Annotated in this window: 18 protein-coding genes and 1 pseudogene; 15 read left to right on the forward strand and 4 right to left on the reverse strand. The window is 41.0% G+C overall.

Translation table 11 applies throughout. The features are described 5' to 3' along the window. Positions 1-5 precede the first annotated feature (5 nt). The 3 genes from IEV91_RS17275 to IEV91_RS17285 all read left to right on the forward strand — a co-directional run bounded on the left by IEV91_RS17275 (position 6) and on the right by IEV91_RS17285 (position 3,785). Positions 6-1,559, forward strand: coding sequence for a polyamine aminopropyltransferase (locus IEV91_RS17275; RefSeq protein WP_188498716.1), 1,554 nt, complete (start codon positions 6-8; stop codon positions 1,557-1,559). A gap of 75 nt (positions 1,560-1,634) precedes the next feature. Continuing rightward, positions 1,635-2,315: a metal-dependent hydrolase gene (locus IEV91_RS17280; RefSeq protein ID WP_188498686.1), complete on the forward strand. Its 681-nt coding sequence runs from the start codon at positions 1,635-1,637 to the stop codon at positions 2,313-2,315. Positions 2,316-2,447: 132 nt separating this feature from the next. Continuing rightward, on the forward strand, positions 2,448-3,785 hold the full coding sequence (locus IEV91_RS17285; protein WP_188498687.1) for a DRTGG domain-containing protein: 1,338 nt from the start codon (positions 2,448-2,450) through the stop codon (positions 3,783-3,785). A 23-nt stretch (positions 3,786-3,808) separates the two neighbouring features. On the opposite strand, the gene IEV91_RS17290 is transcribed toward IEV91_RS17285, so the two are convergent. Further along, positions 3,809-4,114 carry a YtpI family protein gene (locus IEV91_RS17290; protein WP_188498688.1) on the reverse strand — a complete coding sequence of 102 codons (306 nt, stop codon included), beginning with the start codon at positions 4,112-4,114 and terminating at the stop codon, positions 3,809-3,811. A 124-nt stretch (positions 4,115-4,238) separates the two neighbouring features. Here IEV91_RS17290 and IEV91_RS17295 point away from each other — a divergent pair, with 124 nt between their 5' ends. Then, positions 4,239-5,183 carry a DHH family phosphoesterase gene (locus IEV91_RS17295; protein ID WP_188498689.1) on the forward strand — a complete coding sequence of 315 codons (945 nt, stop codon included), beginning with the start codon at positions 4,239-4,241 and terminating at the stop codon, positions 5,181-5,183. 400 nt (positions 5,184-5,583) lie between these two features. Here IEV91_RS17295 and ytrI read toward each other — a convergent pair whose 3' ends face one another. Both ytrI and IEV91_RS17305 read right to left on the reverse strand, forming a co-directional pair. Continuing rightward, entirely contained in the window at positions 5,584-6,102 is a 519-nt protein-coding gene (gene ytrI / locus IEV91_RS17300; protein WP_188498690.1) for a sporulation membrane protein YtrI, read from the reverse strand. Positions 6,103-6,104: 2 nt separating this feature from the next. After that, positions 6,105-6,434, reverse strand: a complete 330-nt coding sequence (locus tag IEV91_RS17305) for a YtrH family sporulation protein (protein ID WP_188498691.1) — start codon at positions 6,432-6,434, stop codon at positions 6,105-6,107. 266 nt (positions 6,435-6,700) lie between these two features. On the opposite strand from IEV91_RS17305, the gene dnaE reads away from it, so the two are divergent. From dnaE to IEV91_RS17345, 9 genes and pseudogenes are all read left to right on the forward strand, one after another. Then, complete coding sequence (gene dnaE / locus IEV91_RS17310; RefSeq protein ID WP_188498692.1) at positions 6,701-10,063, forward strand: DNA polymerase III subunit alpha; 3,363 nt, start codon at positions 6,701-6,703, stop codon at positions 10,061-10,063. A 149-nt stretch (positions 10,064-10,212) separates the two neighbouring features. Beyond that, positions 10,213-10,545 (forward strand): annotated as a pseudogene (locus IEV91_RS22125) (NAD-dependent malic enzyme); the annotation flags it as partial. Further along, positions 10,494-10,799 (forward strand): hypothetical protein, encoded by a 306-nt coding sequence (locus IEV91_RS22130; protein ID WP_420850735.1) that lies wholly within the window; start codon positions 10,494-10,496, stop codon positions 10,797-10,799. The pseudogene IEV91_RS22125 and the gene IEV91_RS22130, both read left to right, overlap by 52 nt. 207 nt (positions 10,800-11,006) lie before the next feature. Further along, positions 11,007-11,879 (forward strand): acetyl-CoA carboxylase, carboxyltransferase subunit beta, encoded by an 873-nt coding sequence (gene accD / locus IEV91_RS17320; protein WP_188498693.1) that lies wholly within the window; start codon positions 11,007-11,009, stop codon positions 11,877-11,879. Continuing rightward, positions 11,864-12,835 (forward strand): acetyl-CoA carboxylase carboxyl transferase subunit alpha, encoded by a 972-nt coding sequence (gene accA / locus IEV91_RS17325; protein ID WP_188498694.1) that lies wholly within the window; start codon positions 11,864-11,866, stop codon positions 12,833-12,835. The genes accD and accA overlap by 16 nt, the downstream gene beginning before the upstream one ends. 148 nt (positions 12,836-12,983) lie before the next feature. Then, positions 12,984-13,943 carry a 6-phosphofructokinase gene (pfkA, locus tag IEV91_RS17330; protein WP_188498695.1) on the forward strand — a complete coding sequence of 320 codons (960 nt, stop codon included), beginning with the start codon at positions 12,984-12,986 and terminating at the stop codon, positions 13,941-13,943. 40 nt (positions 13,944-13,983) lie between these two features. Continuing rightward, positions 13,984-15,741 (forward strand): pyruvate kinase, encoded by a 1,758-nt coding sequence (gene pyk, locus IEV91_RS17335; protein ID WP_188498696.1) that lies wholly within the window; start codon positions 13,984-13,986, stop codon positions 15,739-15,741. A 296-nt stretch (positions 15,742-16,037) separates the two neighbouring features. Beyond that, positions 16,038-16,454 (forward strand): acyl-CoA thioesterase, encoded by a 417-nt coding sequence (locus IEV91_RS17340; RefSeq protein ID WP_188498697.1) that lies wholly within the window; start codon positions 16,038-16,040, stop codon positions 16,452-16,454. A gap of 2 nt (positions 16,455-16,456) precedes the next feature. Continuing rightward, a complete protein-coding gene (locus tag IEV91_RS17345; RefSeq protein WP_188498698.1) occupies positions 16,457-16,849 on the forward strand; it encodes an FxsA family protein in 393 nt (130 codons plus the stop codon). 27 nt (positions 16,850-16,876) lie between these two features. Here the strand turns inward: IEV91_RS17345 and ytvI are convergent, their stop codons facing one another. Further along, positions 16,877-18,019 (reverse strand): sporulation integral membrane protein YtvI, encoded by a 1,143-nt coding sequence (gene ytvI / locus IEV91_RS17350; RefSeq protein ID WP_188498699.1) that lies wholly within the window; start codon positions 18,017-18,019, stop codon positions 16,877-16,879. 330 nt (positions 18,020-18,349) lie between these two features. Between ytvI and citZ the strand changes: the two genes are divergently transcribed. Further along, the gene (gene citZ, locus IEV91_RS17355) at positions 18,350-19,468 is read left to right on the forward strand and encodes a citrate synthase (protein ID WP_188498700.1); all 1,119 of its coding nucleotides are present in this window, start codon (positions 18,350-18,352) and stop codon (positions 19,466-19,468) included. A gap of 81 nt (positions 19,469-19,549) precedes the next feature. Further along, complete coding sequence (gene icd, locus IEV91_RS17360) at positions 19,550-20,818, forward strand: NADP-dependent isocitrate dehydrogenase (RefSeq protein ID WP_188498701.1); 1,269 nt, start codon at positions 19,550-19,552, stop codon at positions 20,816-20,818. Positions 20,819-20,830 lie beyond the last annotated feature (12 nt).

The raw sequence follows: 20,830 nt of genomic DNA on the forward strand, positions 1-20,830 counted from the left end.
TGAAGGTGAATGGCTTATCATTAAAGCAGACGAAACGTTTGTACTGGGCTTCCGGCATCGTTTCGATTTGCGGTATTATTTTTGAAGTGCTTTTTGGGGCTCTAGGCTCTTACATATTGGGCGATGGTGTAAAGCAGTATACATTGACCATCGCTCTTTTTCTTACAGGAATGGGTATTGGGGCTTTTATTAGTGAAAAAGTAACGAAAGGATTAATAAGGGCTTTTATTATTATTGAGTTCTTGATTGCTTTGGTTGGAGGGATGTCTTCTTTTTTATTGTTTGGTGTGACAGCCTATCTTCCAGAAGGGTCAGATGCTCTTTTTCTCTATTTGGTGATCATTATTGTCGGTGGTCTAACAGGGCTTGAGCTCCCTTTATTAATACGCAAAGCTAATGACATTGGGGAAGAAGTTAATCGCAGTACCGCACGTGTGCTCTTTTCAGATTATTCAGGGGGGTTAATTGGAGGCCTTCTATTTGCCTTTTGGATGCGCCCAACCTTTGGCATGGTCAAGACTGCCTTTGTTGTGGCGATAGTCAATCTCGCTGTTTCACTTTGGATGTTGGTGTCTTTTAAAAGCGAGATTCGCGGGTTTAAGTACCTCTCTTTTGTGGGAGGGGTAATTGGTATTTTATTATTGATAGGTTTGTTTTTTGGTGATGAACAAGCCTTTTTGTTTGAGCAGAAGCTCTATAAGGACCCCATAGTTTATTCTAAGGAGACGAAATATCAACACATTATCATCACTAAGGAACAGGGGGATACCCGACTTTTTCTTGATGGGAATTTACAATTTAGCTCTTCCGATGAATATCGCTATCATGAGGTGCTCGTGCATCCTACGGTTGCCTTAGCAGAGCATCCACAAAAAGTGTTGATATTAGGGGGCGGTGATGGTTTAGCGACACGGGAATTGTTGAAATATCCTGATATTCGCTCCATTCAGCTAGTCGATCTTGATCCTGCCATGACACATTTGGCTAAGACCAATCCCTTGTTAACCACACTGAATAAAGAGGCTTTGATGAATTCCAAAGTTCATATTAAGAATGAGGATGCTTTTGAATATCTTAAGGGAAGTCGCGCTTTATATGATGTTATCTTAATTGATTTACCTGATCCTAATAATACAAACTTAAATAAGCTTTATACAGAAGAGTTCTACTCCTTAGTAAGAAACCATCTTAGCCCAACAGGAGCCATGATGGTCCAGGCCACAAGTCCGACATTTGCAACGAAGGTTTATTGGACCATTGATAAAACAGTAAAAGCAACAGGGCTTCACACCGCTCAATTACATGTTGATGTTCCCAGCTTTGGGGATTGGGGCTTTGTCCTCGCGGCGCGCCATTCTTTCTCGGTAAGTGATATTCATATTTCTGATGCCATTTCTACAAAATTTTTGAACGATACGACATTGCGTAGCCTGACGGCGTTTAGTAAAGATATCGATGCTAAAATTTATCAAGAGGGAAAACGGGTGGAATTACAGCCAAACACACTGATACATCCCAATATAATTGAAATGTACCAACAGGCTTGGTTATACTATTAAAAGAGAGAGTTGTTTAAGCTTTGCGTGCTTTACGCTGAAAAGGAATTGTAAAAAGTAAAAAGGGAGAGTGAAAGTATGAAAGTAACGTACCATGGACATTCAGTGGTGCTCATTGAATCAGAGAAAGCCAACATCATTATTGATCCGTTTATTACTGGAAATGGGCAATGTACCATTAAACCTGCAGACTTGCCTGCTTTAGATTATATTATTCTTACGCATGGACATAACGACCATGTGGGCGATGCTTTTGATCTTGCGAAAAAACATAATGCCACGATCATTGCGGTCGCAGAGCTTGCAGGGTACTCTGAGAGCAAAGGTTTAAACGCTCATCCGATGTCAATTGGCGGTGGCTATAACTTTGATTTTGGTCGCGTCCAATATACGATCGCCTTTCATGGTTCAAGTTATACTGATGAAAACAATCAAATCATTTACACAGGTATGCCAGGCGGTGTGTTACTCACTCTTGAAGGAAAAACTCTTTATCACGCGGGGGATACTGCACTTTATTCGGATATGAAACTGATTGGTGAATACCATAATGTTGATCTTGCTTTCTTACCGATTGGGGATAATTTTACAATGGGACCTAAGGATGCAGCGATTGCGGCAGAATGGATTAAAGCTAAAACGGTTGTTCCCGTTCACTACAATACTTTCCCAGTTATTGAACAAGATCCCGTTGCCTTCGTAAATACGTTAAAAACAGAGGGAAAGGTCATGGCCTCGGGAGAAAGTCTGACACTATAGTATAATGACGGGTGCATGAAGGTATCTAGAATACAAGTATCCTAAGAAAAAGCAGCGGGACTTTTAGTGTTCCGCTGTTTCCTTCTATTTCTCGCGCTTGTTGAAAATAAACTTGAGAGGGGAGAAGGTGATATGCATTTACAAAATACAGAAAAGGTGACAGGGTTGGCGACGAAGCATGAACGGATTCTTGACTTTATTAAAAACTTAGAAATTGGATATAAAATTTCAGTGAGACAAATCGCCAAAGCCTTACAAGTTAGTGAAGGCACTGCTTATCGTGCGATTAAGGATGCTGAAAATCAAGGGTATGTCAGTACCATTGAACGTGTGGGGACTATCCGAATTGAAAAGAAACATAAGGGGAATATTGAAAAACTCACCTATGCAGAAGTGGTCTCTATCGTTGATGGTCAGGTCCTAGGAGGGCGTAATGGCTTACATAAAACATTAAATCGTTTTGTCATAGGAGCCATGAAACTTGAAGCCATGAAACGATATATTGAGGCAGGTGGCTTACTCATTGTTGGTAACCGTGATCAAGCCCATGAATATGCTCTTCAATCCGGAGCCGCTGTTCTTATAACAGGGGGATTTGAGACCCGCGAAGAAGTGAAGGAGCTTGCTAACACCTTAGAGCTTCCGATTATCTCCACCTCCTATGATACGTTTACTGTAGCTGCCATGATCAATCGCGCCATTTATGATCGGTTAATCAAAAAAGAAATCATCCATGTTTCTGATATTTTAATTGGCTATAAAGATACAAGCTTTCTTTATAACGATTCTAAGGTGTCGGATTGGCAACGACTCAACAAGGAGACCGGGCACAGTCGGTATCCTGTTATTGATCATCAAAAAAGAATACAAGGGATGGTGACTGCGAAAGATATTCTCAGGTATTCTGATGATGTCCCTATTGAAAGGGTCATGACGAAATCACCCATTACAGTAAGTGAAACAACAACGGTGGCTTCAGCGGCCCATCGGATGATTTGGGAGGGCATTGAGTGTTTACCCGTTGTGACCCATTCTCAAGAATTAATAGGGATTATTACACGTCAAGATGTGCTTAAAGCCTTGCAAATGGCCCAGCGGCAACCGCAAATAGGCGAAACGATTGACGACATCATAACGGATCAACTCACCGAAGTGAGAGGGCAAAAGTATCAATTTACAGTTAGACCACAAATGACCAATCATTTAGGGGCGCTCTCATATGGGACGACGACAACCATTGTCACAACCGTTGCAGAGAAAATTTTAGGGAAACAAAAAAAGGGAGACCTCGTGGTTGAGAATGTCACCCTTTATTTTCTAAAGCCTGTTCAGCTAGAAAGTGTTATCGATATCCATCCCAAAGTGTTGGAAGTGACTCGACGCTATGGAAAAGTTGATATTGAACTCTATCATGAGGAACACATTGTAGGTAAAGCGTTTCTGATTGCCCAATTTATTGACCGCTACTAGTCATGGTTCAGGCGAATAAAAGACTATTGTTTTTGACTTTGATTAGCCTCTTCAATCATCTTCATCGTATAAAATCGATAAGTTTTAATACTAAAATAAACAATGAAAATGCCGTATAACATAAAAATGGCACAAACAATCATCGTCAGGGTTGTTGAAGAAATAAAGATTCGATTCGCACCAAAAAAGAAAAGAAACGCGCCAAGTCCTATTCGGGCTTTTGAAAATGTCCATTTTTTTCGGTAGGGAGCGTCTGTCATCCAGCCTTTAAACCAATAGAAAAGGGTCATAATCGCACTAAGAACGATAAAAACAATAAGTGTTGGCATTTTTTAACCTCCGAGAATCTTCTCAATTCATAGACTATCAGAAAGAATCAAACATGACAATCTCTAATCACTCGGGATTGGATTGATAATGATTGAATCCTAATTATATAAGGGGCAGTAAAAAATGAAAAATAAGATTATTGAAATGATTAAAGCCTATGACACCATCATCATTCACCGCCATGTTCGACCGGACCCAGATGCTTTAGGTTCCCAAGGGGGACTTGCTGCTTTAATTAAGGATAACTTTCCAAGTAAGAAGGTCTTTGTTGTAGGTGAAGAGGTTGAGTCTTTAAGCTTCTTAAACAAAATGGACCTTATTGAAGATGCCATGTATGAGGGAGCCCTCGTCATTGTCTGTGACACCGCAAACCAAGCGCGGATTAGTGATGAACGCTATGGCCAAGGCGACAAATTAGTGAAGATTGATCATCATCCTAATGAAGATCCTTATGGAGATCTGATGTGGGTTGAAACAAAAGCAAGCTCAGTCAGTGAAATGATCGTTGATCTCTATGAATCTGATCCTTCACTGAAGATGTCGAATGAAGCGGCTCGCTTGCTTTATGCAGGCATTATCGGTGATACGGGCCATTTTATGTTTAATAACACGACACCTGAAACTTTTAAAAAAGCCAGTCGCCTTATCGAGAAATCGTTTGATCGGCAAACACTCCATGATCAATTAAATGAAGTGACGCTGAAAGTCATCCGTTTTAAAGGTTATGTTCTCGAAAATTTTGAACTTATTAATGGTCAGGTCGGTCAGATGAGGCTCACAAAGGACGTGCTTCAGACCTATGGTATTTCTCCTCAAGAGGGATCTTTATTAATTAATTCTTTTTCGAATGTTGAGGGGATCAAGGCTTGGGTATTTTTCATTGAGGAACCCGATCAAATTCGTGTCAGATTGCGTTCCAAAGGTCCTGTCGTGAATACGATTGCTGCCCGTTACAATGGCGGAGGGCATCCGATGGCCAGTGGTGCCACCGTCTATTCCTGGGAAGACTGCGATCGCGTTCTTGCCGATCTTATCGAAGCAACACAAAAATTCCTAGAAGAACAGTAATGAAAGAATGCTTAAAAGAATAATGGATATAGATTGCGACGTAACGGGGCGGCGCGCATAGCCAGGGTGAAGCTAACAAAAGCGCGCTGCATTCGCACATAAAAGAGTACTGAATCCTAAAAGGCGCACCAATCAAGGCTAAAATTAACAAAATAGCGCTGCGCTTGCACTAAAGACAGATTTTTCTAACAAAAAACATCGCAGTAATCAAGGAGATTGGAGCGGAAGGCGTGAACCCTTTAAAAATGTTTTAAACAACTTTTTTAAATCGTTGTTAGACCCCAACATATATAACGAGCAAGAAACGAACGATAATCACTAAAAGATACTCGGATTATCGTTCGTTTTTGCTTCCTTAGATTTCTTTTGACTAAGCCTATTTTTAAGGTGTGAAGCATGGTTATGGGATAGTCGAGGCTGATTTAGCATCAAGTAATTGAACGGTAAGATCAAGCGTTGATGAGACGACAAAATTTTTAACGGTAAAGGTATAAAGCTTATCTTCAACCTGAAAGCTATAGCCTTCTATTAGCCCGTAGATAACATCTTTTGTATCAGCTACTGTTTCGATATTTTTATTTTTGAAGGAATCTAGTCTTTGGGCGATTTTCCTTTTGAGTTCAAAGGTAACAAGACGTGGGAGATTCTCATCACCATCATCGATAGTGACTAAAATTTCTTGAACCTTTAATTGTTTTTCAAGTTCTTTATTTTCCTCTAGACCTTTTTCCTTCAAGATTTCATTGTCATGCTTCAAGCCTTCAATTTCTACTTGTTGCTTTGTTATTTTCTGCATTTGTTTATCTTGGGCAAGTCCATAGATAAGAATAAAAAAAACAAACCCGATGACAATGCCGACAACGGCGCCGGCAAAAAAACGCTCAAGACCAGGGGAGCGATAGTTAGGAGGAACCCTCATTCCTAATACTCCTGAGTAATCCAGTGAATGATGAGTGAAGCGGTATGAGCGCCTGTCATGGCTGAACCAATCAATAAGAGATGTTTAACTAATTCTCCGGGTGCCCCGCCGAAGAAACTATTTTCAAGATCATCAATGGTATCAAAAGTTCCACCAATGGCAGCAACGATAGCCCAAATTTTGAGTTTGTCAGCAAATTCATTCATGGTGAAAAGCGGAGGTTTACTGACAAACATTGCGCCGATGCCACTTAGTAGGCACCCACCAATGAGCAAACCCATAGCAATCAAAAAGTTCATAATGGCACTCGATGCAAATTCACGAAAATCCATACGCTCTCTCCCCTTCTTAGACATATTTTTATGAGACAAGGTGTTCAGGTATGCCATTTTTCCTTCACAAAGGTAGAAGTCGAGAAAGGGTATGAAGATCGCAAGCGTATTCTAAGTGAAATATTCTTCTTTTTCATTGGATAACGATACAAGAGAACGGCGATCGGCTGTTTAACCACGCATAAATGAGGAGTCTATATTATAATAAGAGGAGAAAGAATGATAGATACGTTAGATTTTTGTAAGTGTGGAAAGGGGGAGAATGCTTGAGTTTCACACACCTTCACGTCCATAGTGAATACAGTTTATTAGATAGTACCTGTCGTTTAGAACCATTAGTCAATGCCGCTAAGGACAAAGGATATCAAGCCCTAGCGATCACAGATACAAACGTCCTCTACGGCGTGATTCCTTTTTATAAACTTTGCCAAGCTAAGGGAATTAAGCCGATTATTGGAATGGAAATTAGACTCAGTAACATGGAAAAGTCAACACACTCACGGTTAAAACCAGCGACATTCTCGCTGATCCTCTTAGCCAAAAATAATCAAGGCTATCGTCATCTTGTTAAACTGAGCACTTTCATCCATACATCCAAATGGCAAACACTCCCTAAGGAAAAACTCGCGGAATATTCGGAGGGATTAATTGCTTTGTCATCAGGTCCAGACGGTGAAGTTGAAAGTCATCTACAAAACAATGATTTTGTAGCGGCCGAGGAAGTGGCTTTGCACTATAAGCATCTATTTAACGGTGCTTTTTATCTGGAGCTCCAGGATCATAGCAAGCCGATGGAAAAAGCCCTTTGGCAAAAGAGTCTCCAGTTAGGGAAGGCTTGTGCAATTCCCTTTGTGGCCACGAACGATGTGCATTATATTGAGCCGAGTGAGGCTTCGGCCCATCTGTGCCTGCAAAGTATTCAATCTGGTGAGGTTTTAAACGCGCACCCTTTTGAGACACTCAACCAGGAGTATGCATTTAAAAGCCCTCATGAAATGAAGCAATTATTTCAAGAGGTGCCAGAAGCAATAGCAAATACGATGAAAATTGCGGACCAATGTCAGGTGGATTTTACCTTTGGTGTCCCAAGGCTGCCTAAATACCCAGTCCCTGATCAACAATCAGCCAAAGTTTTTTTACGCTCGTTATGTGAAAAGGGCTTAAGGCGACGTTATGAAGGCAAAACTTCTTCAGAACAGCTGAAAGCAAGATTGGATTATGAATTAACTATCATTGATGATATGGGATTTAATGATTATTTTCTTATTGTATGGGATTTTACCCGGTATGCGAGACAAAAAGGCATGGGGCCAGGACCAGGACGGGGCTCAGCTGCGGGGTCACTAGTGGCTTATGTTTTAGGGATCACGGATGTTGATCCTATCCAGTATAACCTTTTATTTGAAAGATTTCTTAATCCTGAACGCGTGTCAATGCCAGATATTGATATTGATTTCCCGGACGTTGATCGGGATAAAGTCATTGCCTATGTAAATGAAAAATACGGCGGTGAGCACGTAGCCCAAATCGGAACCTTTGGTACTTTAGCAGCTAAGGCAGCGATTCGTGATATGGGGAGGGTTTTAGGCCTGGAGAGTCATTTAGTGGATCGCATTGCCCGTGAAATTCCATCTAAACCAGGCATAACACTTGGAAAAGCCTACCACGCTTCCGGATCTTTGCAACGGCTTATTGCCGCATCCGATGAGGCTAAAAAGCTTTATAAATTAGCAAGTCAGGTTGAAGGCATTCCTCGACATACTTCAGTTCATGCTGCAGGTGTAGTGATTAGCGCAGAGCGTTTGACTGATTTAGTCCCTCTTGATGAAAATAAGGACGGTATTCAAGTGACCCAGTTTCCTATGGAGGTTTTAGAAGACTTAGGATTATTGAAGATGGATTTCTTGGGATTACGTAATCTGACGCTGATTTATCGCATTTTAAGAGAGGTTGAGCATGGAAAAGGAACGAAAATCAATCTTAACAGCATACCCATGGACGATCCAGAAACGTATCGATTATTAAGTAGTGGTGACACACTGGGGATCTTTCAATTTGAAACAGACAGCATGCGTTCGGTTTTGAAAAGGTTGAGACCTTCTGAGTTTGAAGACCTTGTTGCTGTCAATGCCCTCAACCGCCCGGGTCCTATGCAGTTTATTCCTGATTTTATTGAGGCTAAGCATGGCAAGCGTCAAGTCACGTATCCTCACCCGGATCTAGAACCGATACTCAGATCAACCTATGGCATTATCGTCTATCAAGAACAAATTATGCAAATTGCAGCGACGATGGCGGGATTTAGCCTTGGGGAAGCCGATATCTTGCGGCGAGCCGTTTCAAAGAAAAAACGTGAGGTGTTAGAACAAGAGGAAAAACATTTTGTTTCTGGTTGTTTAAAAAAAGGGTATGAGCAAGCGACTGCCGAAACTATTTATAAGTTGATTGTGCGGTTTGCCGATTATGGTTTTAACCGTTCACATGCTGTCGCCTATACAGTCATTGCCTATCGTTTAGCCTATTTAAAGGCGCATGAGCCAGAGGCCTTTATGACGGCATTGTTATCAGGGGCTATCCACCATCAGGAAAAATTGAATGAGTATAGAAGGGAAATGCAAAAGCGGCAGGTTTCTCTTATGCTTCCTTCTATCAATAAAAGTGATGCAACGTTTAAAACAACCGCCCAAGGTGTTCTCTATGGATTAAGCGCTATAAAAAATGTTGGCACGATGGCTGTCCAAGAAATTTTGGAAAAGAGGACCACAAATTACAAAAACTTATTTGATTTTTGTCAAAGGGTCTCATTAAAAAAGGTGAATAAGCGAGCGATTGAGTCCTTAATCTTTGCAGGTGCTATGGATGAATTTGGTGTCGATCGTTCCAGTCTCATTGCCACGATTGATAAAGCGATGAGACTTGCTGAAAATCAGCAGAACTTTGAGGGGCAAACTTCATTTTTGGATGATCAGGAAGAGAGTTATGAGCCTGTTCCCCCTTTAACACTCAAAGAAAGGCTCTATTTTGAAAAAGAAGCTCTTGGGTTATATTTGAGTGCGCATCCCTTAGATCGCTATCACCACCTTTTATCTCAATTGGTGATTGACCAGATTGTAGAGATAGCGACTGCTCCAGTGAATAAAAGCATACAGCTCGCGGCAATGATAGAAGATGTCCGGCAGATCCGTACGAAAAAGGGGCAACTGATGGCCTTTATAACGCTGAGTGATCAAACGGGGACACTTGATGCTGTGATGTTCCCAAAAAGTTATGAGCCCCTTAAAGACTTGTTTGTTAAAGGAGAACTCCTTTTAGTCAAAGGGAATCTTGACCGTAAGGGTGGCGCGGAACAAAAACAGTTTATTGTTCAAACTGCTCAAAAACTGGAGAGTGTTCAAGTTCCTCAACAACTTTTCTTAAGGATTACGAAAAGCAACCGTTCAAGTGATGTCCTTTACCAATTGAAAAATCTCTTAAAGCAGCATCCAGGGAATAGTCCTGTATTGCTCTATTACGAAGAGGAAAAGCGATTGGTAGAGCTTTCAAAGGATTATCATGTTGAGGCATCAGCAAGCTGTTTGAAGACAATGAGCAACCTATTAGGTGAAGAACATGTGATTCTCAAAGGTTAATTCGATGGAAACGGTTGGCGTATTTTAGATCGCTTTAATATGTATATGGAGTTTGTTATAATAGTTTGGTCTACTGATGATCGAGCACCGAGATAAAGGAACGGATCCAGGTAGCAGTCACCCGAAAAGAAGCGTTACATAGGCATAGAATGAATCAAGGAAACTTGAAATCATCCCTAAGGTTCCTGTCAAAAATGCAAGGGATCTCAGCTTAGCGTATTCACCAGGTGTCGCGGAACCTTGTAAAGAAATTTACAATAATAAAAAGAGGTATATCAATACACACCATGAAGGCGAATACGGTCGCGGTAGTTACAAATGGGACAGCCGTTCTTGGATTGGAAGATTTAGGCCCTAAAGCCGCTCGGTCAGTAATGGAAGGAAAGGCCGTCCTATTTAAAAGTTTTGCTGGAGTTGACGTCTTTCCAATATGCTTATATTCAACGGACAACGAAAAGATTATACACACCGTGAAAGCATTAGCTTTCGGGAGGCATTGGATGTCCATGCGACACATATTAATGAAGATATGAAGGTGGCAACAGTTCACGCCAAAGCCAGTCTTGTTTCGAAGGATGAACTCAATGCTGAATACGTTATTCCAAGGCCTTTCGATCCTAAAGTAGCCCCTTCAGTCGCTAAGGCGGCAATGGAAACAGGTGTGGCACGTCAACAGGTGGACCCAGAGGAAATGGCTAAAAAGACGCGTCAACTCTCTTTAATTGATGAAGACTAAATAGCTGTTAGCCTTTAAGGACGAGCTCATACGCTAAGACCACGAAAGATATATTCAAAAAGCCGTTGTCTTCGTGATTTTGGGGGGGGCTTTTTGCCTAACCTGTTTAAAAATATTTGACGGGCGAAAAATGCAAGGCTAATATTATTAAGGGTGTCGACTTCATTTACCTAGGCCAACCAACAGAATGAAGAAGGTGGTAGAGCAGTGCTTAATAATATCTTTAATAAAAAGAAAAAATATGCAACAGTACCTTCACAACAGGTAAGACCAGATGTTCCGGAAGGTCTAATGAAAAAATGTCCAAGTTGTAAGAAGATCATGTACACTAAAGAGCTTCAAAAGCACTTATATATTTGTCAATCTTGTGGTTATCATTTTCAAATGGCTTCGGATGAACGTATTAAGAGCCTGATGGATGAAGGTACATTTGTGGAATTTGATGCTGACCTCTTGTCTGAAAATCCATTAAAATTCCCTGGTTATGAAGAAAAATTAGAAAAGGATCGTCAAAAGACGTCTTTAAATGAAGCGATTGTCACCGGCAAAGGAAAGATTAATGGTCATGGCACGGTGATCGCGGTGATGGATGCCCGCTTTAGAATGGGGAGCATGGGATCGGTTGTTGGCGAGAAAATTACGCGCGCCCTTGAAAAAGCCATGGCTGAAAACCTCCCGATGATTATTTTTACGGCTTCTGGCGGTGCACGCATGCAAGAAGGTGTTCTCAGCTTAATGCAAATGGCTAAGACAAGCACAGTCCTCAAGAAATATAGTGATGCTGGTGGTTTGTTTATTACGGTGATGACACATCCAACGACAGGAGGCGTCACAGCAAGTTTTGCTTCGTTAGGGGACTATAACTTTGCTGAACCGGGGGCTATGATTGGTTTTGCTGGGAGAAGGATTATCGAACAAACGATCAGAGAACAATTACCCGAAGACTTTCAAACGGCTGAATTTTTATTAAAGCATGGGCAATTGGATCGCGTGATTCCAAGAGACGAATTAAAAGACCAATTAACAACAGTATTATCATTACATGATCAAGGAGGTGACGAAGCATGGCTTCAGAATTAGCTTTTGAAAAGCCCATTATAGAGCTTAAAAATAAAATCAATGAACTCAAGGCATTTATGCAGGAGAAAAATATTGATTTGTCTGATGAGCTTGAAAGGCTACAGAATCGGCTTTCGAAGCTAGAGGATGAAACCTATAGCAATGTTTCGCCTTGGGATCGTGTCCAAATTGCGAGACATATGGACCGACCGACAACCCTTGATTATATTCCTTATCTTTTTTCTGATTTTGTTGAATGTCACGGTGACCGTCTCTTTGGAGATGACGCGGCTATTGTTGGCGGAATTGCCAGTTATAAAGGTCGTCCTGTGACTATTATAGGCGAGCAACGGGGCCGTGATACAAAGGAAAATTTAAGTAGAAACTTCGGTATGCCTCACCCAGAAGGCTATCGGAAAGCGTTACGACTTATGAAACAAGCTGAAAAATTTGGTCGTCCTGTGGTGACCTTTATTGATACAAAAGGCGCTTTTCCAGGAAAAACCGCAGAAGAAAGAGGCCAAGGTGAGGCTATTGCCCGTAACCTTTTTGAGATGGCGGGTCTGAAAGTGCCAATCGTATGTATTATTATTGGTGAGGGTGCAAGTGGTGGTGCGCTTGCGATCGGTGTTGGAGACCGCATTTTAATGCTTGAGAACTCATGGTATTCGGTTATTGCCCCCGAAAGTGCCGCTGCTTTATTATGGAGAGATGCAACCCAAGCTGAAAGAGCTGCGAAAACAATGAAAATTACGGCGCCTGACTTAAAAGAATTAGATATTATCGATACACTTATTCCAGAAGTAAAGGGCGGCGCCCATCATGATATTGAAATGCAGGCTAAGGCCATCGATTCCGCTCTCTCGGAAGCCTTTGAACAATTACGCCATTTTAATAAAGAAGATCTTGTCCAACAAAGACTAGAAAAATACCGCGTAATGGGTGAGTTTAAGCATGAAACCGATTACGTCGAATGAAACCAATGTGCTTTCCACTATGGAAAGCACCTTTTTTACGGTAATATATTCATTGTATAACTGAGAGTATAGAATAAACTGAATCAGTCGATGAACCAGCTACTTTTAAAGCATTAAAGTCACTTATTAAAATTTGGGGTGAATGAAGATGAAGAAGATTGGTGTATTAACAAGTGGTGGCGATTCACCGGGGATGAATGCTGCAATCCGTTCGGTTGTTCGTAAAGGGATTTTTGAAGGTCTAGAGGTTTATGGTATTTATCAAGGATATTCAGGACTCATTGCAGGGAATATTAAAAAGCTAGAGGTCGGTTCTGTTGGTGATATTGTTCAAAGAGGGGGAACAATGCTTTACAGTGCACGCTGTGAAGAATTTAAAACAGTAGAAGGTCGTCAAAAGGGCATTGAGCAACTCAAAAAGTTTGGAATCGAGGCACTGGTGGTTATTGGTGGTGATGGTTCCTTCCGTGGAGCACAAAAGCTGACTGAAAGCGGGTTTCCGACCATTGGTATTCCGGGTACTATAGATAATGATATTCCGGGTACTGATTTCACCATTGGATTTGACACGGCACTGAATACAGTCATTGATGCCATTGACAAAATTCGTGATACGGCTACTTCACATGACCGAACTTTTATCATTGAAGTCATGGGAAGAGATGCTGGGGATATTGCCCTTTGGTCAGGTCTGGCAGGCGGTGCTGAATCGATTTTAATCCCAGAGAATCCTAAGGAACTCGATGAAGTTATTTTGCGGGTACAACAAGGACATGCCCGAGGAAAAAAACATAGTATTATTATTGTGGCTGAAGGTGTGTGTACGGCCCATGATGTTGCCAAGCAATTGAAGCAGCAGGCTGAGATTGAAACGCGTGTGACGGTCTTAGGTCATATTCAAAGAGGGGGCACCCCCACGGCGAATGATCGTGTGTTAGCGAGTCGCCTTGGAGCCAAAGCGGTAGAACTTCTCATAAATGGAGAAGCTGGTAAAATGGTTGGCATCCAAAATAATCAGATTGTTTCTCATGACATTGGGGATATACTAACGGAAAAACATTTTGTTGGTAAAGAACTCATTGATCTTGCTAGAGAACTTTCGATATAAGAAAAACAATGATGCATGAATTGATGGAGGTTTATTTGAGATGAGAAAAACAAAAATAGTATGTACAATTGGTCCTGTTAGTGAAAGTGTAGACAAGCTCGTTGAATTGATTGAGGCGGGTATGAACGTTGCGCGATTGAACTTTTCTCATGGTGATCATGAGGAGCACGGGAACAGAATTAAAAACATCCGTGAAGCTTCAAAACGCACGGGGAAAAATGTTGCCATTCTTCTAGATACAAAAGGTCCGGAGATTAGAACGGGTGATATGGCAACGCCTAAGGTGTTATTGGAAAAAGGTCAGCAACTCATTGTCAGCATGGATGAGGTTCAAGGGACTGCAGAAAAAATTTCTGTAACTTATAAGGGATTGGCCAATGATGTTCATCCTGGTTCCAAAATTCTTTTGGATGATGGCCTTATTGAACTTGAAGTGGTTTCTGTGTCTAACAATGAGATTGTCACAAAGGTGTTAAATACTGGCGAATTAAAGAGTAAGAAGGGTGTCAATGTTCCTAATGTAAGTGTCAATCTACCAGGGATCACTGAAAAAGATGCTAATGATATTCTTTTCGGTATAGAGCAGGATGTTGATTTTATTGCCGCTTCTTTTGTACGTCGTGCATCTGATGTATTAGAAATTCGTGAACTTCTTGAAAAGAATAACTTTGGGGACCAAATACATATTATCCCTAAAATTGAAAACCAAGAAGGTGTCGATAATATCGATGAAATTTTAGAGGTTTCTGATGGTCTAATGGTTGCCCGTGGTGATCTAGGTGTCGAAATTCCAGCTGAAGAAGTGCCATTGGTTCAAAAGATGTTGATTAAGAAATGTAATGCTCTTGGAAAACCCGTTATCACTGCGACACAGATGCTTGACTCCATGCAACGGAACCCACGCCCAACGCGTGCTGAAGCCAGTGACGTTGCTAATGCTATCTTTGACGGTACCGATGCGATCATGCTTTCCGGCGAAACGGCTGCAGGTGACTATCCTGTAGAAGCAGTACAAACGATGCATCGCATTGCCACAAGAACTGAAGCTTCTCTAGACTATCGTGATCTTTTTAATGCGCGTATTAGAGAGAATGGTGTTAGCATTACAGATGCAATTGGTCAAGCTGTCGCAAACACTGCATTGTCTCTTAATGTGTCCACTATTGTTTCAGCAACGGTTTCAGGGCAAACTGCTCGCGTTGTTTCTAAATATCGTCCTAAAGCGAATATTGTGGCTGTCACAAGTACGCCAAAATCTTTAAGACATCTCTGCCTGGTATGGGGTGTTTATCCTTATCTCGGCAATGTTGCAAAGTCTACAGACGAAATGTTAGATTACGCTGTCGATGATGCTGTTAAATCAGGGATTGTGCAACACGGTGATCTGGTTGTTATTACAGCGGGTGTACCTGTAGGAGAAATTGGGACAACCAATCTTATTAAAGTTCACCTTGTTGGCGAAACCTTAGCTAAAGGGCAAGGTGTGGGGCGAAAGTCAGCCAATGGTAAAGTTTACGTCACCAACGATAGTGCCGACGCAAATTCGAATATGCCTGAGGGGGCTGTTTTAGTCACCAGTGCAACCGATCGCGATATGATGCCAGCCTTTGAACGTGCGAGTGCTGTGATTACTGAAGAAGGCGGATTGACTTCTCATGCAGCTGTGGTAGGTTTAAACCTTGATTTACCTGTTATTGTCGGGGTTAAAAATGCAACTAAAATTTTCAAAAATGATCAAGAAGTCACCGTCGATTCCGAACGTGGCAATATTTATAACGGACACGCTAAAGTCCTTTAATAGGTCGTTAAAAGTTAGAGGGGGCAATTTCTATTTAATTTGCCCCCCTTTTTTTGTCAATCAAAGTTAATAACTAGTGGAAGACCTTGTCAGTGCAACTTAGGCTTATCGCAATAAGGCTTGGCGGCAGCCTTAATGTGTAGGCGTATGCCTGAACATCAGGCGGTGCTTAGCAAAGCGATGAAGCGCAAGCCAAGGTTTTTAAAACCATTCACCTCAAATTTAGAATAAAGGAGGGAGAGGGTGAGGTTATTGTGTAGAGAGGGAAAGCCTTCTAGTGGCCTCATCAAAATCAGATGATAAGAGAGTCAAAAATAAGAGCAAGATATAGTGAAACAGATCAAATGGGTATTGTCCACCATAGTGAATATGTGAAATGGTTTGAGGTGGCCCGGACTGATTTTTTACGTGACTTTAATTACTCCTTTGTCGAAATTGAAGACAAGGGTTTTTACCTTCCTGTTATTGGTGTGGATGTTCATTATAAGTCACCTGCAAAATATGATGATGAAATCATCATTCAAACCTCGATTAGCCAATACAATGGCGTCCGGATAAAATTCCATTATATTGCCCTACATGCTGAAGATAAACGGGTTATTGTGGAGGGCCACACAGAACATTGCTGGACATCCAAGTCAATGCACCCTGTTAAATTAAAGAAATTGTGGCCGGAGCTTGATAAGATTCTCGTTGATAACATGGAGGGGTAGAAGTGAAGAAGCTGATTCCGCTCTTTATCCTTATACCTCTAATAGAATTAGCATTATTGGCCACATCTTGGCATTGGATTGGTTTTTTTTCTACCTTACTGATCGTTATTTTAACAGGTGTTATAGGGGGGTATATTGCCAGACAGCAAGCCCTTAAAATATGGAACCAATTAAAAAATGAAGTTTCTCAAGGGGTAATGCCCGGAAACACTCTTTTAGAAGGTGCTGTGACCCTCATCGCCGGTATTCTTCTTCTTACGCCAGGTTATCTTAGTGATCTCACAGGCTTTCTGCTCTTAATTCCATTTGTTAGACGCAAGGTTAGATTTATGATTTACCTCTGGTTGAAACAGCAGTTAAGTAAGGGGCGACTTTTCTTTCATTACAGACGCTGAGAATGGGAACTCAAATTTCTCAAGTTGTTAATGAGGGGACCCTTTGCCTAATATGTAGTGCCACACAGTTAGAATGATCCCTGAATGGGCAATCGTTGTTAAAGTAATTAAGCAGACTGGCCCAAGGACGATCCCCATGATGCCCATAAGTTTAAAACCAACAAATAATGATATCAATGTGAGTAAGGGGTTTGAACCAATGGAAGTCGATAATATCTTAGGCTCAATCATTTGTCTTTGAAGAACAGTGATGGCATATAAGCTACCGATACCAATGGTGAGAAAATAGTTTCCAGTAAGAAAGGTTGAAACCCCCCAGGGAATTAAAAGCGTTCCAGTTCCTAAATAGGGGAGAATATCTACTAACATAGCAACGATGGCGATCGTTAGTGCGTGATCGACTCTTAATAAAATGAGTCCAATAAAAATGGTCACACCAGTGATCACCATGAGCGTCATTTGTGCTTTGACGTAACCTCTTAAGGCTTTTCGAAGATCTAGTCCAATGGAAACGACATTGTCTAAAAACGTTGTAGGAATTTTTTTATGAATATAGCGATGGATCTTGTACCAATCCTTGCTAATAAAAAAGGTCGCCATGAGAACAAAGGACAATACGGTTAAGAATGAAGGAAAAGAAACCACAAAGTGAGTAAGGACCGTGACGATGGATTGTCCAACATCTCCTAAGGCTGAAGCAAGTTTTTGTCCTAGTTCTTGAATATTGGCTTCAATTGTTTTTTGCTGTCCTTCGTTTAATGTACTAATAATATGAGTAATACGCTCCCATAAGGGGAGAATATGAGACGAGAAAGATGCTTGCAGGTGATGAGAGAGCCACTTAATATGGCTAGGAATCGTATGACTTAAATCATTAAGACCATTGATCATCTCAATGACGAGAAACACAATGGCTCCAAGGATTAGACTCATAAAGCTAAGAATGGCCAGCAAACTTGCCAGACTTCTTGGTAATGGCGTCCGTGTTTCTAGATAGTCGACGATAGGATTAATCAGCAAAGCTAAAACAAAGGCAATAATAAAAGGATATGCGTACTTAACCACATAGAAAAACAGAACAGCAAAAAAGGTAAAGACGAGCAAGATGAAGGCAAATCGGAAAATAATAAACACGTATCTCACTAAGTCATTGAGGTATTTTGAATTCATGCTAACCCACCTTAACTCACATTAGAAGAAAGCTTATCCATTATCATTCTATGGTGAGTTCGGCTGATTATTGCATGTTCTCGAAACCTTGTATCAAAAAAATTCTAGACAGTCATTTACCCTGCTTTGTGAAAAAAACGTTTGTCAGTAAGAAAATAATGTGTTTTTTATGCTTGTCACTTTATTCCCATTTTTTCACAAGATCCATATTTGTTCACAAATACTTAGACTTTGTTTATAATTGTATATGGATTCCAACCCAATAACCAATAGTTTCAAAATAGATAATCATTGGTTGTTAATTGCAAAACTCTTAAGGAGGAGATTAGATTGCCAACAACAAAAGGTTTAGAAGGCGTTGTCGCAACAACTTCTTCAGTGAGTTCTATCATTGATGGCGTACTTACATATAGAGGCTATAACATTGATGATCTTGCTGAGAAATCAACATTTGAGGAAGTCGTCTATCTTTTGTGGAACGATAAGCTCCCAACACAAACTGAATTAGATGCCTTTAAAAAACAATTATTAGAAGAAATGGTTGTACCAAAAGAGATCTTTGATCAAATCAAGGCTTTACCACTAAAAAATGTGCATCCAATGGCTGTATTACGGACGGCAGTGTCTACTCTTGGTGTCTTTGATTCAGAAGCTGATGAAATGACAGAAGAAGCTAACAAGCGTAAAGCGGTGCGTTTACAAGCAAAATTACCAACTATTGTTGCAGGATTTACACGGATTCGTGACGGAAAAGAGCCTGTGGCACCAAGAAGTGATTTAAGCTTTGCAGCTAACTTCTTATATATGCTATTTGATCGTGAACCAAATGAAATTGAAGTTGAAGCGTTTAATAAGGCTCTCATTCTTCATGCAGATCATGAACTTAATGCATCAACATTCACTGCTCGTGTTGCGGTTGCAACGTTATCGGATATCTACTCAGGGATTACTGCTGCTGTCTGCGCTCTTAAGGGGCCATTACATGGTGGCGCTAACGAACGTGTAATGAAGATGCTCACTGAAATTGGTTCTGAAGATAAGATTGAACCATTCCTTGAAAATGCTTTTGCAAATAAAGAAAAGATCATGGGTTTTGGTCACCGAGTATATAAAAATGGCGATCCTCGTGCTAAGCATTTACGCGAAATGTCTCGTCAGCTTACACAAATTAGCGGTGAACCAAAGTGGTATAATATGTCTGTCAAGATGGACGAAATCGTAACTAAGGAAAAAGGATTACGTCCAAATGTGGACTTCTATTCTGCAAGCGTTTATCATAGCTTAGGAATTCCGCATGATATCTTTACCCCTATTTTTGCAGTCAGCCGAGTGTCAGGCTGGTTAGCGCATATTCTAGAACAATATGCAAACAACCGTCTTATCCGTCCACGTGCTGAATATGTTGGACCTGATAAACAAGAATACGTCGCAATTGAAGACCGTAAATAAAACAGATATGATGGTGTTGAGGGGATTCCCCTCCTGTTTTATGTATAAATATTAATGACTATTACATAGGAGGCATTCTATATGGCAAATGGAGAACGCATTGTCGTCGAGAACGGTAATTTAAAAGTACCAAATCAACCTATTATTCCTTTTATTGAAGGGGACGGGACAGGTCCTGATATTTGGGCAGCAGCGTCTCGTGTATTAGAAGCTGCAGTTGAAAAAGCATATAATGGCGAAAAGAAAATTGTTTGGAAAGAAGTCCTTGCAGGACAAAAAGCCTTTGACCAAACCGGTGAATGGTTACCAGCTGAAACATTAGATGTTATTCGTGAATATATCATCGCGATTAAAGGGCCTCTTACTACACCAATCGGTGGTGGTATTCGTTCCCTAAACGTCGCTCTTCGCCAAGAACTTGATCTCTTTACATGCTTACGCCCTGTACGTTACTTTGAAGGTGTGCCTTCACCTGTTAAACATCCTGAAAAGACAGACATGGTTATCTTCCGTGAAAACACTGAAGACATCTATGCGGGTATTGAGTATGCTAAAGGGACAGAAGAAGTGAAGAAGGTTATCGAATTTCTTCAAAATGAAATGGGCGTTAACAAAATCCGTTTCCCAGAAACTTCTGGTATCGGTATTAAGCCTGTTTCTGAAGAAGGGACAACTCGCCTTGTTCGTGCCGCTATTCAATATGCTCTTGATGAAAATCGTAAGAGCGTAACCCTTGTACACAAAGGGAACATCATGAAATTCACTGAAGGGGCCTTCAAAAACTGGGGCTATGAAGTGGCAGAAAAAGAATTTGGCGATAAAGTCTTCACTTGGGCAGAATACGATCGTATTGTTGAAGCTCAAGGCAAAGATGCTGCTAACGAAGCACAATCTAAAGCTGAAGCAGAGGGCAAAATCATCGTTAAAGATGCGATTGCTGATATCTTCTTACAACAAATCCTTACTCGTCCTGAAGAGTTCGATGTTGTTGCCACAATGAACCTTAATGGTGACTACATTTCTGACGCACTTGCAGCTCAAGTGGGCGGTATTGGTATCGCTCCAGGTGCGAATATCAATTATGAAACAGGACATGCTATTTTCGAAGCAACACATGGTACAGCGCCTAAATATGCTGGACTCGATAAAGTGAACCCATCATCAGTAATCCTTTCAGGTGTCCTACTTCTTGAACACTTGAAATGGAATGAAGCTGCTGACCTAATCATCAAGTCAATGGAAAAAACCATTGCAAGTAAAGTGGTGACTTATGACTTTGCACGTCTTATGGAAGGTGCAACAGAAGTCAAATGCTCTGAATTCGGTGATGAACTCATTAAAAATATGTAATGAGGAGATGAG

This window comes from Pullulanibacillus pueri (assembly GCF_014639255.1).
Classification (GTDB): Bacteria; Bacillota; Bacilli; order Bacillales; family Sporolactobacillaceae; genus Pullulanibacillus; species Pullulanibacillus pueri.

What these genes read in the sequence shown, in the direction of transcription:
- pfkA (WP_188498695.1), top strand. Translation starts at nt 12,984, where the DNA reads ATGAAGAAGATTGGTGTATTAACAAGTGGTGGCGATTCACCGGGGATG.
- ytrI (WP_188498690.1), bottom strand. Translation starts at nt 6,102, where the DNA reads ATGAGGGTTCCTCCTAACTATCGCTCCCCTGGTCTTGAGCGTTTTTTT.
- IEV91_RS22130 (WP_420850735.1), top strand. Translation starts at nt 10,494, where the DNA reads ATGCTTATATTCAACGGACAACGAAAAGATTATACACACCGTGAAAGC.
- IEV91_RS17285 (WP_188498687.1), top strand. Translation starts at nt 2,448, where the DNA reads ATGCATTTACAAAATACAGAAAAGGTGACAGGGTTGGCGACGAAGCAT.
- IEV91_RS17280 (WP_188498686.1), top strand. Translation starts at nt 1,635, where the DNA reads ATGAAAGTAACGTACCATGGACATTCAGTGGTGCTCATTGAATCAGAG.
- IEV91_RS17295 (WP_188498689.1), top strand. Translation starts at nt 4,239, where the DNA reads ATGAAAAATAAGATTATTGAAATGATTAAAGCCTATGACACCATCATC.
- pyk (WP_188498696.1), top strand. Translation starts at nt 13,984, where the DNA reads ATGAGAAAAACAAAAATAGTATGTACAATTGGTCCTGTTAGTGAAAGT.
- accA (WP_188498694.1), top strand. Translation starts at nt 11,864, where the DNA reads ATGGCTTCAGAATTAGCTTTTGAAAAGCCCATTATAGAGCTTAAAAAT.
- IEV91_RS17290 (WP_188498688.1), bottom strand. Translation starts at nt 4,114, where the DNA reads ATGCCAACACTTATTGTTTTTATCGTTCTTAGTGCGATTATGACCCTT.
- ytvI (WP_188498699.1), bottom strand. Translation starts at nt 18,019, where the DNA reads ATGAATTCAAAATACCTCAATGACTTAGTGAGATACGTGTTTATTATT.
- IEV91_RS17305 (WP_188498691.1), bottom strand. Translation starts at nt 6,434, where the DNA reads ATGGATTTTCGTGAATTTGCATCGAGTGCCATTATGAACTTTTTGATT.
- icd (WP_188498701.1), top strand. Translation starts at nt 19,550, where the DNA reads ATGGCAAATGGAGAACGCATTGTCGTCGAGAACGGTAATTTAAAAGTA.
- IEV91_RS17340 (WP_188498697.1), top strand. Translation starts at nt 16,038, where the DNA reads ATGATAAGAGAGTCAAAAATAAGAGCAAGATATAGTGAAACAGATCAA.